Genomic DNA, 13,222 nt, shown 5'->3' on the forward strand with positions numbered 1-13,222 from the left:
CGTTGAGTTCGCCGTCGGCGAACCATTTGGCGACGGGGGCGTCGGACCAGTCGAGGACTTCGGTGAACGGGGTGTGCCAGTGCAGCCGGCGAGCCTGCTCGGCCCAGAAACCGAGTCGATCCTTCTCCGCGGCGGCGTACAGATCTGCCTGAGCGTTCGCCTGCGCCGCGAACTCGGCCGACGGCGCGTAGGAGGCAACCGCGGTATCGTCGCTGCCGGAGGTACTGGTCGTCATCTCGAATAGCTCTCTTTCGTCCGATGCTTTTCGCCCATGAAACGGCACTTACAGGCCGGTCTCGAGCCCCTAGTGAGGGTAGTCACATGTGATGGCGATCGCACCGTTGCAATCGGCTGCAACCCCTTGATCTGCGGTGATCGGTTGTTTCCGCACGATGGACGGTCATCGGCGTCGTCGACGGGAGGCTGTCCCGGCGGCTCTGCCCGCACTGTGGGAAATCGACTTGCCGAAACGTTTCGATCATGTTTCCGACTTACTCGCCGGTCAACAAAACCCGGGGGAGTTCACATGTTCGTTTCAGGATGTGTCTAAAGTTCGTTCCATCAGATCGTTGGTACGGCTCACCGGCCGTGTCTTGCGGTCGCCCACGAATCCCCGGGCGTCGCGCCCGAGGAACTGAGCACGGACGACCCCGTGTTCACATCTGGATGGAGGATTTCCTTGCGTAAAACACGCATCGCGTCAGCTGCAATCGCAGTTGTCGTCGGAGCGGCGCTGGTGACGGCGTGCTCTTCGAGCGATTCGACCGGCGGCGGAGGGTCGGGAGACGGCTCCGGCATCATCAACGCGTGGAGCGGTGAGCCGCAGAACCCCTTGGTGCCGACCAATACGAGCGAGAACACCGGCGGCCGTGTCGTCGACTCGATCTTCGCCGGCCTGGTGTCCTACACCCCCGAGGGCGGTGTCGAGAACGAGGTAGCGGACTCGATCGATACCACCGACGGCCAGAACTACACCGTCACGTTGAAGGACGGCTGGCAGTTCACCGACGGCACGCCGGTCACGGCCAAGTCGTTCGTCGATGCCTGGAACTACGGCGCACTGTCGACCAATGCGCAGCTGCAGGGATCGTTCTTCGATCCGATTCAGGGCTACGACGAGGTCGCAGCCGAGAACCCGACGGTGCAGACCATGTCCGGCCTGAAGGTCGTCGACGACAAGACGTTCACCATCGAGCTCAAGCAGCCCGAAGCCGCGTTCCCCGATCGCCTGGGCTTCGCCGCGTACTACCCGCTGCCCGAGGTTGCGTACCAGGACATCGCCGCGTTCGGCGAGAACCCGATCGGCAACGGCCCGTACAAGTTCGCCCAGGAGGGCGCTTGGCAGCACAACGTGCGGATCGACCTGGTCACGAACCCCGACTACGCCGGTAACCGCAAGCCCGCCAACGGCGGCGTGAGCTTCATTCTGTACAGCAACCTCGACACCGCATACACGGACCTGCTGTCGAACAACGTCGACGTTCTCGACAACGTTCCGGCCTCGGCCGTCACCACCTTCGAGTCCGATCTTCCCGACCGCACGGTGAACCAGCCGTCCGCGTCGATCGAGACGTTCACGATTCCGGGCCGCCTCGCGCACTTCGGTGGCGAAGAGGGTGTGCTGCGTCGTCAGGCGATCTCCAAGGCGATCAACCGCGACCAGATCACCGAGCAGATCTTCAACAAGACCCGTACCCCGGCCAAGGACTTCACCAGCCCGGCCATCGACGGTTGGACCGGCGACCTCTCCGACGTCGGAAACGTCGAGTACGACCCCGAGGGCGCCAAGGCTCTCTGGGCCCAGGCCGACGCCATCGCGCCGTGGTCCGGAACGTTCTCCATCGCGTACAACTCCGACGGTGGACACCAGGAATGGGTGGATGCGGTCAGCAACAGCATCCGCAACACGCTCGGCATCGAGGCGCAGGGTGCGCCGTACCCGACGTTCGCTCAGCTGCGCACCGAAGCCACCAACCGCACCATCGCGACCGCCTTCCGGTCGGGCTGGCAGGGTGACTACCCGCAGCAGTACGGCTTCCTGGCACAGAACTACCAGACCGGTGGCAGCTCCAACGACGGTGAGTACTCCAACCCCGAGTTCGACCGTCTGCTCCGCGAGTCCGCAGGTGAGACCGACAAGACCAAGGCGCAGGAGCTGACCAACCAGGCTCAGGAAATCCTGCTCAACGACCTGCCCGCAGTGCCGACCTGGTACCGCAACGCAGCGAGTGGTTGGTCGGAGAACGTCACCAACGTCAAGATCGGTTGGGACGGAATCCCCATCTACAACCAGATCGAGAAGAACTGATCACGTTCGCTCCACTGCTGTAGAGACCGAGAAGGGCGGTAGGTCTTCCACCTACCGCCCTTCTCGTGTGCTCGCTCACTCCCGCATCTACGTTCGACGCCCCGCTGCAGCTGATCCTTGCGCCTCTGCGGTGACGTCCACCTTCCTCCAAAGGAGGTGATCCGATGCTCTGGTACATCGGACGCCGATTACTTCAGATGATCCCCGTGTTCATCGGGGCGACATTCTTGATCTATGCCATGGTCTTCTTGCTGCCAGGAGACCCCATCGCGGCATTGGCCGGAGACAAGGCGATCAGTCCCGCCGTCGCCGACCAACTGCGCGCCCGCTATCACCTCGACCAGCCGTTCATCGTGCAGTACCTGCTGTATCTGAAGGGCATTTTCACGTTCGACTTCGGCATGTCCTTCTCGGGCCGTCCGGTCAGTGAAGTTCTCGTACAAGCATTTCCGATCACCGCCAAGCTCGCCTCGATGGCCCTCGTGATCGAGGCCGTGTTCGGCATCGGCTTCGGTCTCATCGCGGGTCTGCGCAAGGGCAAGCTGTTCGACTCGACGGTCCTCGTCGTCAGCCTCGTCATCATCGCCGTGCCGATCTTCGTCATCGGCTTTCTTGCGCAGTTCTTCATCGGTATCAAGTGGGGTTGGGTGCCGCCGACAGTGGGAGGCAACACCAGCTTCACCAACCTGTTGCTGCCGGCATTCGTGCTCGGAGCCGTCTCGTTCGCCTACGTGGTGCGGTTGACGCGCACGTCGGTGGCCGAGAATCTCAGTGCGGACTTCGTGCGGACGGCGACGGCCAAGGGCCTCTCCCGCAACCGCGTCGTCAACGTGCACGTGTTGCGCAACTCGCTGATTCCCGTCGTGACGTTCCTCGGCGCAGATCTGGCCAGCCTCATGGGCGGCGCGATCATCACCGAGGGAATCTTCAACATCAACGGAGTCGGCGGCACCATCTACCAAGCCGTCATCCGTGGTGAGGCACCGACCGTCGTGTCCTTCGTGACCGTGCTGATCGTCGTCTATCTGGTCGCCAATCTCATCGTCGACCTTCTCTATGCCGCGCTCGACCCGAGGATTCGCTATGTCTGATCCCATCACCCCGAAGAGCGTCGACGCCGATCGCGCTACTCGCCAAGCACGTTTCGTCGAGGCCGACGAGGTCATCGACGTGTCGCAGACCGACGCTGTCGTCATCGACGACGCACCCGCCAGCATCTGGTCGGACGCGTGGCGGAACCTGCGCACGCGTCCCATGTTCATCGTTTCGGCCATCATCATCCTGGCCGTCATCGTGGTCGCAGCCGTGCCTGGCCTGTTCACCAGTACCGATCCGCGCTTCTGCGATCTGCAGTTCAGCATGCAGGGCCCGGGATCCGGACACTGGTTCGGTTACGACCGACAGGGCTGCGACATCTACTCCCGGGTGCTGTTCGGTGCTCGGGCGTCCGTGCTGACGGGAGTCGGGGTCACGTTCCTCGTGCTGGTCATCGGCGTCGTGTTCGGTGCTCTGGCCGGCTTCTACGGCGGCATCGCGGACTCGTTGCTCTCACGAATCACCGACATCTTTTTCGGTGTTCCGCTGATTCTGGCTGCCATCGTCCTCATGCAGCTGTTCACCGATCGCACGATCTTCACGGTCATTCTGGTGTTGGCGTTGTTCGGTTGGCCTCAGATGGCGCGCATCACCCGCGGTGCAGTGTTGTCAGCGAAGGGCAACGATTACGTAATGGCTTCGCAGGCTTTGGGTTTGACGCGACTGCGAACTCTGATCCGGCACGTACTGCCCAACGCGATGGCACCGATCATCGTCATCACGACAATTTCACTCGGTACGTTCATCGTGGCCGAGGCGACGCTGTCGTTCCTCGGTATCGGACTGCCTCCCACCGAGGTCTCCTGGGGCGGCGACATCAGTGCCGCCCAGGTCACCCTGCGTCAGGGCTCGACCATTCTCTTCTATCCTGCTGCAGCGCTGGCAATCACGGTGCTCGGCTTCATCATGATGGGTGACGCCCTGCGCGACGCCCTCGATCCGAAGGCGAGGAAGCGATGACGGATCCAGCACGCATCGCAGTGGAGCAGCCCCTGCTCGACATCCAAGATCTCGAGGTCTCGTTCCGATCCAACTCCGGTGCGGTCCCGGCTGTTCGCGGTGTATCGCTGACGGTCTACCCGGGGCAGACCGTTGCGATCGTGGGCGAATCCGGTTCCGGCAAGTCGACCACCGCACACTCGATCATCAACCTGCTTCCCGGAACCGGCACGGTGACGGCGGGCCGCATCCTGTTCGAGGGCCGTGACTTGGCGCAGGCCAAGGAGAAGGACTTCGTCGACATTCGCGGCAGCCAGATCGGTCTGGTTCCTCAGGACCCGATGTCCAACTTGAACCCGGTGTGGAAGATCGGCTTCCAGATCGAGGAGGCACTCGCTGCCAACGGCATCGCCAAGGGCAAGGCGGCGCGGGTTCGGGCAGCCGAGCTGCTCGAGGAAGCGGGACTCAGCGATTCCGAGAAGCGGGTCAATCAGTACCCGCACGAGTTCTCGGGCGGTATGCGTCAGCGTGCGCTCATCGCGATCGGGCTTTCGGCACGCCCGAAATTGCTGATCGCCGACGAGCCGACGTCCGCTCTCGACGTGACCGTGCAGCGTCAGATCCTCGACCATCTCGAGGGTTTGACGAAGGAACTCGGGACCGCCGTTCTGCTGATCACCCACGATCTGGGCCTGGCTGCCGAACGAGCCGAGCACCTCGTCGTCATGAGCAAGGGGCGGATCGTGGAATCCGGTCCGGCACTGGAGATCCTGCAGGATCCCCAGCACCCGTACACGCGCAAGCTCGTCTCCGCCGCGCCGTCTCTGGCGTCGCAGCGACTGAAGTCGTCGGTAGTGCGCAAGGACATCGTCGAGCATGCCAAGCAGGTGGCGGTCGAGGCCGTCACCGAGGAGACCGACTCGGCATTCGAGCCGGCCGCGGACACAGTGCTCGTGGTCGAGGGGCTGACCAAGGAATTCAAGCTCCGGGGCGGCAACCCGTTCAAGTCGTCCGTGTTCACAGCCGTCAAGGATGTGTCGTTCGGAGTCGCACGCGGTACCACCACCGCGATCGTCGGCGAATCGGGATCCGGCAAGTCGACTGTGGCACAGATGGTTCTGGGACTTCTCGAGCCCACTGCGGGTTCGGTGAAGTTCGACGGGCGCGACGTCGCGGGGTTGAACAACAAGGACGCGTTCGCATTTCGTCGTCGAGTGCAGCCGATCTTCCAGAATCCGTACGGGACGCTGGACCCGATGTATTCGATCTTCAGCACCATCGAGGAGCCTCTGCGCACCCACAAGGTGGGGTCGAAGTCCGAACGGGAAGCCAGAGTCCGTGATCTGCTGGACAAGGTGGCACTACCGTCGTCAGTTATGCGCAGGTTCCCCAACGAGCTGTCCGGCGGCCAGCGGCAACGTGTCGCGATCGCTCGTGCGCTGGCCCTCGAGCCCGAAATGGTCATCTGCGACGAGGCAGTGTCGGCTCTGGACGTGTTGGTGCAGGCGCAGATTCTGTCCCTGCTCAACGACCTGCAGGCCGAACTCGGATTGACGTACCTGTTCATCACGCACGACCTCGCAGTGGTCCGTCAGATCGCCGACGACGTGCTCGTGATGCGCAGTGGCGAGATCGTCGAGGCGGCGTCGACCGATGCCGTCTTCGACAATCCGCAGCAGGAGTACACCCAGAAGCTGCTCGCAGCTATTCCGGGTGGCTCGGTGCAGCTGGGCGCATAGCCGCGGTGGGTGAGGGGGTACCGTCGTCTGTCGTGACGGACCCCCTCGCCCCGCTGCTGGAATTGCCCGGAGTTGTCGATTCCGCCGAACGTGCTCGCGATGCCCTCGGTGCCGTGCATCGGCACAAGGCCAATCGTCGTGGGTGGCCGGCGACCGCGGCCGAGGCCGCGGTGCGGGCAGCTCGTTCGTCCTCCTCGCTGGAGGGCGGTTCGATGGATTTCCCTCGCGAAGGCGAGGAAGGCGATCCGATTCTGGCGGGTGCGCTGCGAGTGGCCGCTGCTCTGGACGGTGACGCCCTGCAGAACACGTTGTCGACGTGGAAGCGGGCACCGCTGCAGACGCTGGCTCGCTTACATCTGTTGGCCGCCGCGGATCTCGTCGACGACGCTTCCTCGCTCGGTCGGCCGCGCACGGACGCCGGCATCGGCGAGCGGCTCGATCTGCTCGCGCAGTTGGTGACGGGCGGAACCTCCGCGCCGGCTCCGGTGATAGCCGCCGTCGTGCACGGTGAACTGTTGACGCTGCGGCCTTTCGGAACTGCCGACGGCATCGTGGCGCGTGCTGCATCGAGGTTGGTGGCCGCATCGTCGGGATTCGATCCGCACAACCTGGGCGTGCCCGAGGTGAGCTGGATGCGTCGAGCGAACGCGTACCGGGATGGAGCTGCCGGGTTCGCGGAGGGCACGGCAACGGGAGTCGGCAGTTGGGTGATCCTCTGCCTTGGGGCGTTCGAAGCTGGTGCCGCAGAAGCGACTTCGATTGCCGAAGCTGCACAGTAGGAGTTGTGCGCACGTAAAAGGGCGGCGATGCCGACTTGCGTCGACGTCGCCGCCCGTTAGCACGGAGCGCCTGGTTACCAAGCGTGCACAGGTGGGCTGTGATGGACTACCACGTGGCCTCGGCGAGAACTCGACGGTGATGAGGTCATCCCTGCAACCGGTGCAGGGTTCTTGCTGATCACCAACGAATATCGCAGGCCCACAGCGCTTCTGCCATTAGGTGGCAAGCTCCGCGTGGGTGCCGGTGTCCGTGCTGGGAATCGCGGTCGGGAGAAGCGAACCTTCTCTTCCGGTTCGTCCTTGGCCTTCCGTTCTTCCGTACGTCATTTGTACCCCGTGACGCCGCTCACATCAAGGGTTTGGGCTCATCGTTTTCTGCGAAGTAGTCCGTAGGTGACGGCGCCGGCTGCTATCGCACTGAAACCTGCTGCTGCACTGGCTATTACGGTCCTCCCGGACGGATTCGGGATGCGGGAGCGCAGCGAAACGGGGTTCGAGAATGTCAGAATCGGCCAACCCGAGGACGAGGCCTCTTTGCGGAGCGCGCGGTCGGGATTGACGGCGGTGGGGTGCCCGACCGCCCGCAGCATCGGTACATCGGTGATCGAATCCGAGTAGGCGTAGCTCTTGGACAGGTCGTAATCGTGTTGTGCCGCCAGAGACTTCATGGCGTCGACCTTGCCCTCGCCGTAGCAGTAGAAGTCGACCTCGCCGATGTACTTTCCGTCGACGGTCACCATGGTCGTGGCCATGCTGTGGTCGGCACCCAGCAGTTCGGCGATGGGGTGCACGATCTCGTCGCCCGACGCCGAGACGACCACCACGTCGTGTCCGCGGAGCTTGTGGTCCGCGATCAGATCGGCCGCTTCGGCGAAGACGAGGGGATCGACGATGTCGTGCAGGGTTTCGGCCACCACTGCCCGCACTTGTTCGACGTCCCACCCGGCCGTCATGCCCGCAATATGTGCGCGCATGCGTTCCATCTGGTCGTGATCGGCACCGGAGAGCAGGAAAAGGAACTGCGCATAGCTGCTCTTGAGTACCGCTCGCCGGTTGATCAGACCTTGGTCGAAGAACGGCTTGCTGAAGGCCAGAGTGCTGGACTTCGCGATGATCGTTTTGTCGAGGTCGAAGAAGGCGGCGACGCGCGCTGCGCGTCGGCCGGCGGGGGCATCGTCGGTGTCTGCGCTGAGGGTCACGATTGTCACCATAGTGGCCGGTGGTGACCGGTGGATGTCGCGCTACTTCTCTACTCGACTCGCTCTGGACAAGTCCAAAAAATGCGACGGTTGAACTTGCAAACATGGACGTCCACGGGTGTAGTATTTTCCACGAGCCCGGTTCATTCCGGGCGGTGTTCAGCCCGACCCCCCGGGGCTGAACCAGACGACCCTCGCCTCCTCCCCCCTGGCGAGGGTCGTCCTCTTTTTCGGGGTAGGCCGAAAACTGGTACAGCGGTACCGGTATTCATCCACAGGGGCCGATCTATCCACATTTCCCCAAGTCGCGCGCCGCGCGAGCGAATTCTCGCGCACGCTTGGGTCCATGAAAATGGATCCGATTTCACGGCGGACGAATGCGAACGCGTCTATGTCGATCGACCATCACGGACTGCGTCAGGACGTGTATCGAATCGCCGCAGCCGCGGATTGTGTTGTGGAAGAGCAGAACTTACTGGTCGGTATCGGCTCGGCACGTCCGATTTGGGAATTCCCCGGAATAATTCTGATCGATTTTTCTTCTGCCGAGTCGGCACTCGCGGCCGGATTTCCGCGACGGCCCGGCGTCGTTCTGGTCACGGCGGCGTCGCCGACACTCGACGATTGGCGGACGGCCACAGCGCTCGGTGCCGAACACGTGGTGTCGTTGCCATCGGACGAGGACGCGCTCGTTCGCATCCTCGGTGAACCCGTCGTCACGTCGACAGGCGGCGGTGGCGTCATCGCGGTCGTCGGTGCCCGCGGAGGTGCGGGTGCGTCCACGTTTGCGGTGGCGCTGGGTCTGTGCAGCGGTCGCACGGAGCGGCGCACGCTCGTGGTCGAAGCCGACCGATACGGCAGCGGCCTCGATCTACTGCTCGGCTGGGAGGACGCCCCAGGTTTGCGATGGTCCGGCCTCGTCGTCGAAGGTGGGCGGGTCTCCGGCGACGCACTCCACGGCGCGCTGCCGTCGAAGAACGGATTGTCGGTGCTCGCACTCGGGCGATCCGAAATCCGGCGAACCGGACTCTCGGCCGTCGCCGTGGCCGCTGTGCTCGACGCAGGGCGCGCTGGAGGCGATCTCGTGGTGTGCGACGCCCCGCGTCACCCCGATGACCTCTCGGACGCCCTCTACGCCGCTGCCGACCTCGTCGTGCTGGTGCTGCCGGCGGAATTGCGCGCCGTGACGTCGGCGGAAGCAGTAGCGGCCGAGATCTCGAGTCGAAATGCGAACGTCGGATTGGTCGTTCGTGGGCCCGCCCCCGGGGGACTACGGGCCGCGGACATCGCCGCCGCCCTCGACCTGTCGTTGCTGACGACAATGCGGGCCGAGCCGGGATTGGCCGAGCGTCTCGAACGGGGCGGGCTTGCTCTCGGCCGCCGCTCACCGCTCGCGGCCGCGGCCACCGTCGTACTCGATACGTTCGCGCACAAGCCCGGTGGTCAGCGGTGGGCCGCATGAGCGCAGTCGTCACCGCTGATCTGCTCGACCGCGTACGAGATCGACTGGCTGCCTCGGCGCAGTCTCCGGTGCCCGCCACCGTTGCCGCGGCCATCCGCACCGAGGCAGGCGGAGTGATCGGTGACACCGATATGCTTGCGGCACTGCGGATTCTGCAGACCGAGCTCACCGGAGCAGGCCCGTTGGAGCCGCTCCTGTCCGAGCCAGGGGTGACCGATGTTCTGGTCACGGCACCGGATCAGGTGTGGATCGATCGCGGTAGAGGACTGGAACGCACCGGAGTCCAGTTCGTCGACGAAGCCGCGGTCAGGCGGCTGGCGCAACGGCTCGCGCTCTCGGCCGGTCGGCGATTGGACGATGCGCAGCCGTGGGTCGACGGCCGATTGCCCGGCGTCGGACAGGGAGCGTTCGGGGTCCGTCTGCACGCGGTGCTGGCACCGGTGGCGAGCGGTGGAACCTGCCTGTCGTTGCGAGTGCTCCGCCCGGCTACTCAGGGACTCGCCGCGCTCCGGGCGTCCGGTGCGGTGACCGAGGAGGGCTACGATCTGCTCGCGCGAATTGTGCTCGCGCGCTTGGCATTTCTGGTCGTCGGAGGTACCGGCGCTGGAAAGACCACCCTTCTGGCTGCTCTGCTGGGCGAGGTCGACCCGTCCGAACGAATCGTCTGTGTGGAGGATGCGGCCGAGTTGGCTCCGGCGCATCCCCATGTGGTGCGCCTGGTGGCCCGTGCTCCGAACGTCGAAGGTGTGGGCGAGGTGTCGGTTCGGCAATTGGTTCGCCAGGCACTACGGATGCGACCCGATCGGCTCATCGTCGGTGAGGTGCGCGGGGCCGAGGTGATCGACCTGATGACGGCGCTCAACACCGGGCACGACGGCGGTGCCGGAACCATTCACGCCAATTCGCCCTCGGAAGTACCCGCTCGGCTCGAAGCCCTTGCCGCACTGGGCGGAATGGGTCGCGACGCCCTGCACAGTCAACTTGCGGCGGCCGTGCAGGTCGTCCTGCACGTCCACCGGAGCGCCGACGGCACGCGGCGATTGCGGGAGATCGGATTGGTCGAGGTGGATTCGACGGGTCGTGTTCATATCGTGCCGGCGTGGTCCGCTGATTCCGACGCCGTGCCCGGGCAGCGCGGGCTGCACGAACTGCTCGCTCGGCGCTGTGGCGAGATGCGATGACGGCGGCGCTGTGTGTGCTGGCCGCTGCATTCACGCTGTGGCCCAGCCGCTCTCGACGACTATCGCGCCGCGGTAGAGGTGCCGTCGGGGTTCCTGGCTGGGCGTTCCCTGTGGCTGTTGCGTCGGTGTCGGCCGTGGGCGTGTTGTGGATCGGCGGTCCGTGGGGCGCGGCGGCTCTGTTCGTGGCGGGCGGTACCGGATGGCACCGACATCGCCGTCGCGCCGTACGTGCTCGTCGGACTGCCGAATTGGACTGGTTGGCAACTGGAGTAGAAGTGGTCATCGGTGAATTGCGGGTCGGTGCTCACCCGGCAACGGCCGGCGAGGTGGCTGCGGACGAGTGCGGCGGGATCGCCTCGGAGGCGCTGCGCGGTGCTGCGTCCAGATCGCGACTCGGTGGACGCGCTGCCGACGGGATAGCCGCGTCGGATCCGCTGTTGAACCCCGAACTGGACCGCTTGGCCGCGGCATGGCGGGTGGCCGACGAACACGGCCTCGCACTCGCCGAGTTGCTCGACGCCGTGCGCGAGGACCTGCTCGGACGTCGGCGATTCCGGGAACGAACCGAGGCGTCGCTCGCGGGGGCCCGCGCTACCGCGTTGGTGTTGGCCGGACTGCCCGTCCTCGGTGTCGCGCTCGGGCAACTGATGGGGGCCGATCCGCTGCGCATACTGCTGGGCGGCGGGCTGGGCGGAATTCTGCTCCTCATCGGCACCTCTCTCGGCTGCGCAGGTCTGCTGTGGACCGATGCGATCACCGGCAAGGTCACTACATGACGGGGGCGATCGCACTATGTCTGGCAACAGCTTTGGTCGTCGTCCCCGCTGCCCGTGGTGGTTTGTCGCGGGTGGAGGTTGCGGGGCTTTCGACGACAGATGCCGTCGACGATTCCGGACCCGATCCGCTCGCCGTGGCGACGACGTTCGACCTTCTCGCCGCCTGTCTGCGTTCCGGACTCCCGATCTCGACTGCCGCGGCGGCCGCAGCCCACTCCGCTCCGCCCGCATTCGGTATCGCTCTGCGCAAGGCCGCCGATCTGCTCGAGCTGGGGGCCGATGCAGCGACGGCGTGGGACGCAGTGGCGAAGGATCCGGAGACCGAGGCGCTGGCACGGATGGCGAGACGATCCGCCCGGGCCGGGTCGTCCATGGCGTCGGCGATGACGGAACTGGCTGTCACCCAACGAACTCGGGCCGAGGACGCGTCGGCGGCAGCGGCCGAACGGGCCGGTGTGCTGATCAGCGGACCACTGGGCCTGTGCTTTCTGCCCGCCTTCATCTGCCTGGGCATCGTCCCCGTGGTGATCGGACTGGCGGGCAATGTGCTGGGCGGCGGCGTGTTGTGACCGCCGTACAACGAATCGTCCGGTGCGGACACTCCGCGCCGGAGTACTGGGAGGGGAAGCGTCATGATGGGGAATGCACTGCAGGAGATCAAGACTCGAATCGCGTTGTTCGGCGTAGAGGACGACGGCATGTCGACCGCGGAGTACGCGATCGGCACCATCGCGGCCGCGGCGTTCGGTGCGGTGCTGTACACGGTGGTGACCGGGGACAGCATCGTGACCGCGCTGACGGGGATCATCGATCGAGCGCTCAACACAGCCGTCTGATTCCGGGCGGTGAGGACGGGGCTGTGACGGTGGAGGCGGCGATTGCCGTCGCGTCCATCGTTGCAGTGATCGTGGTGTGCATCGGGGCGATCGTGTCGGTGACGATGCACATCGGGTGTGTCGACGCTGCGCGGGAGGCGGCCCGATTGGCGGCGAGAGGGGATGCGACCCGGGCTGTGTCGGTGGGGGAGCGGGTTGCGCCGGAGGGTGCTCGGATCACGGTGCGCGAAGACGGTGAATTCTTCGTCGCGCAGGTGGAGGTGGCGAGTCCGCTGCCGGGACTGACGTTGTCGGCGGAGGCCGTTGCTGCTGCGGAACCGGTTGTAGCGGAATGAAATCAGGTGTGCGCGATGACGAGGGTGGGGCGACGGTGTTGGCGGCGCTGGCGATGTCGGCGTTGATCGCCGTCGTGGTGATGGTGATGCACGTCGGCTCGGCAGTGGGCGCTCGTCATCAGGCGCAGTCGGCTGCCGATCTCGCTGCATTGGCCGGGGCGGGGGCCCTCGATCGTGGGGTGGCCGATGCGTGCGAGACGGCGAAGGGGTTGGCGATGCGAATGGGAACGGAGTTGCGAGAGTGCACGATCGACGAGTGGGATGTGATCGTCACGGTGGGTCAGCCGGTGTTCCTCGGACGCTTCGGAATGTCCGACGCCACCGCGACGGCGCGGGCGGGGCCGGAGTGACCGGACGCCCGCCCGCTCGCCCGCCCGCTCGCCCGCCCGAATCCGCAAACGCGCGCGCGTTTGTCAGGTGCGAGCGGAATCGCCCCGTTCGAGCCGGCGAATTCGCGTGCGTTCAGCGAATGCGCACGCGTTTGCGGTGAAACCCGGCCTCGATCGCCGCCCGAGGACCCGAACCCGTGGCCGATACCTCGCCCCGGCCGCGAACCCACGGGTCGGGATGTCC

14 protein-coding genes are annotated in these 13,222 nt (G+C 65.2%); 12 read left to right on the forward strand and 2 right to left on the reverse strand.

What is annotated here, in order from left to right; genetic code table 11:
• Positions 1–235 (reverse strand): acetyl-coenzyme A synthetase N-terminal domain-containing protein (locus tag QM588_RS20910; RefSeq protein ID WP_283316237.1); only part of this gene is annotated, 235 nt, incomplete at its 3' end.
• Between the two features lie 444 nt (positions 236–679).
• Here QM588_RS20910 and QM588_RS20915 point away from each other — a divergent pair.
• The 5 genes from QM588_RS20915 (at position 680) to QM588_RS20935 (ending at position 6,860) form a co-directional block, all read left to right on the forward strand.
• Positions 680–2,308: a peptide ABC transporter substrate-binding protein gene (locus QM588_RS20915; protein ID WP_027494484.1), complete on the forward strand. Its 1,629-nt coding sequence runs from the start codon at positions 680–682 to the stop codon at positions 2,306–2,308.
• Positions 2,309–2,472: 164 nt separating this feature from the next.
• Positions 2,473–3,399 (forward strand): ABC transporter permease, encoded by a 927-nt coding sequence (locus tag QM588_RS20920; protein ID WP_135044368.1) that lies wholly within the window; start codon positions 2,473–2,475, stop codon positions 3,397–3,399.
• Positions 3,392–4,363 (forward strand): ABC transporter permease, encoded by a 972-nt coding sequence (locus tag QM588_RS20925; protein WP_027494482.1) that lies wholly within the window; start codon positions 3,392–3,394, stop codon positions 4,361–4,363. Before QM588_RS20920 ends, QM588_RS20925 begins: the two co-directional genes overlap by 8 nt.
• Positions 4,360–6,081, forward strand: a complete 1,722-nt coding sequence (locus QM588_RS20930; RefSeq protein ID WP_027494481.1) for a dipeptide ABC transporter ATP-binding protein — start codon at positions 4,360–4,362, stop codon at positions 6,079–6,081. The genes QM588_RS20925 and QM588_RS20930 overlap by 4 nt, the downstream gene beginning before the upstream one ends.
• Positions 6,082–6,113: 32 nt before the next feature.
• Positions 6,114–6,860: an oxidoreductase gene (locus QM588_RS20935; protein WP_283316243.1), complete on the forward strand. Its 747-nt coding sequence runs from the start codon at positions 6,114–6,116 to the stop codon at positions 6,858–6,860.
• Between the two features lie 365 nt (positions 6,861–7,225).
• On the opposite strand, the gene QM588_RS20940 is transcribed toward QM588_RS20935, so the two are convergent.
• Entirely contained in the window at positions 7,226–8,071 is an 846-nt protein-coding gene (locus QM588_RS20940) for an HAD-IB family hydrolase (RefSeq protein WP_442972956.1), read from the reverse strand.
• 334 nt (positions 8,072–8,405) lie between these two features.
• Here QM588_RS20940 and ssd point away from each other — a divergent pair, with 334 nt between their 5' ends.
• From ssd to QM588_RS20975, 7 genes are all read left to right on the forward strand, one after another.
• On the forward strand, positions 8,406–9,521 hold the full coding sequence (gene ssd / locus QM588_RS20945; RefSeq protein ID WP_283316246.1) for a septum site-determining protein Ssd: 1,116 nt from the start codon (positions 8,406–8,408) through the stop codon (positions 9,519–9,521).
• A complete protein-coding gene (locus QM588_RS20950; RefSeq protein WP_283316247.1) occupies positions 9,518–10,702 on the forward strand; it encodes a TadA family conjugal transfer-associated ATPase in 1,185 nt (394 codons plus the stop codon). The genes ssd and QM588_RS20950 overlap by 4 nt, the downstream gene beginning before the upstream one ends.
• A complete protein-coding gene (locus QM588_RS20955) occupies positions 10,699–11,478 on the forward strand; it encodes a type II secretion system F family protein (RefSeq protein WP_283316249.1) in 780 nt (259 codons plus the stop codon). The genes QM588_RS20950 and QM588_RS20955 overlap by 4 nt, the downstream gene beginning before the upstream one ends.
• Positions 11,475–12,047 carry a type II secretion system F family protein gene (locus QM588_RS20960; RefSeq protein WP_283316251.1) on the forward strand — a complete coding sequence of 191 codons (573 nt, stop codon included), beginning with the start codon at positions 11,475–11,477 and terminating at the stop codon, positions 12,045–12,047. The genes QM588_RS20955 and QM588_RS20960 overlap by 4 nt, the downstream gene beginning before the upstream one ends.
• A 63-nt stretch (positions 12,048–12,110) precedes the next feature.
• Positions 12,111–12,314: a DUF4244 domain-containing protein gene (locus tag QM588_RS20965; RefSeq protein ID WP_176456762.1), complete on the forward strand. Its 204-nt coding sequence runs from the start codon at positions 12,111–12,113 to the stop codon at positions 12,312–12,314.
• Between the two features lie 23 nt (positions 12,315–12,337).
• A complete protein-coding gene (locus QM588_RS20970) occupies positions 12,338–12,649 on the forward strand; it encodes a TadE family type IV pilus minor pilin (RefSeq protein ID WP_283316254.1) in 312 nt (103 codons plus the stop codon).
• Positions 12,646–12,999: an Rv3654c family TadE-like protein gene (locus QM588_RS20975; RefSeq protein WP_283316256.1), complete on the forward strand. Its 354-nt coding sequence runs from the start codon at positions 12,646–12,648 to the stop codon at positions 12,997–12,999. The genes QM588_RS20970 and QM588_RS20975 overlap by 4 nt, the downstream gene beginning before the upstream one ends.
• Positions 13,000–13,222: the final 223 nt, after the last annotated feature.

The organism is Rhodococcus sp. IEGM 1354, from assembly GCF_030056855.1.
GTDB lineage: Bacteria > Actinomycetota > Actinomycetes > Mycobacteriales > Mycobacteriaceae > Rhodococcoides.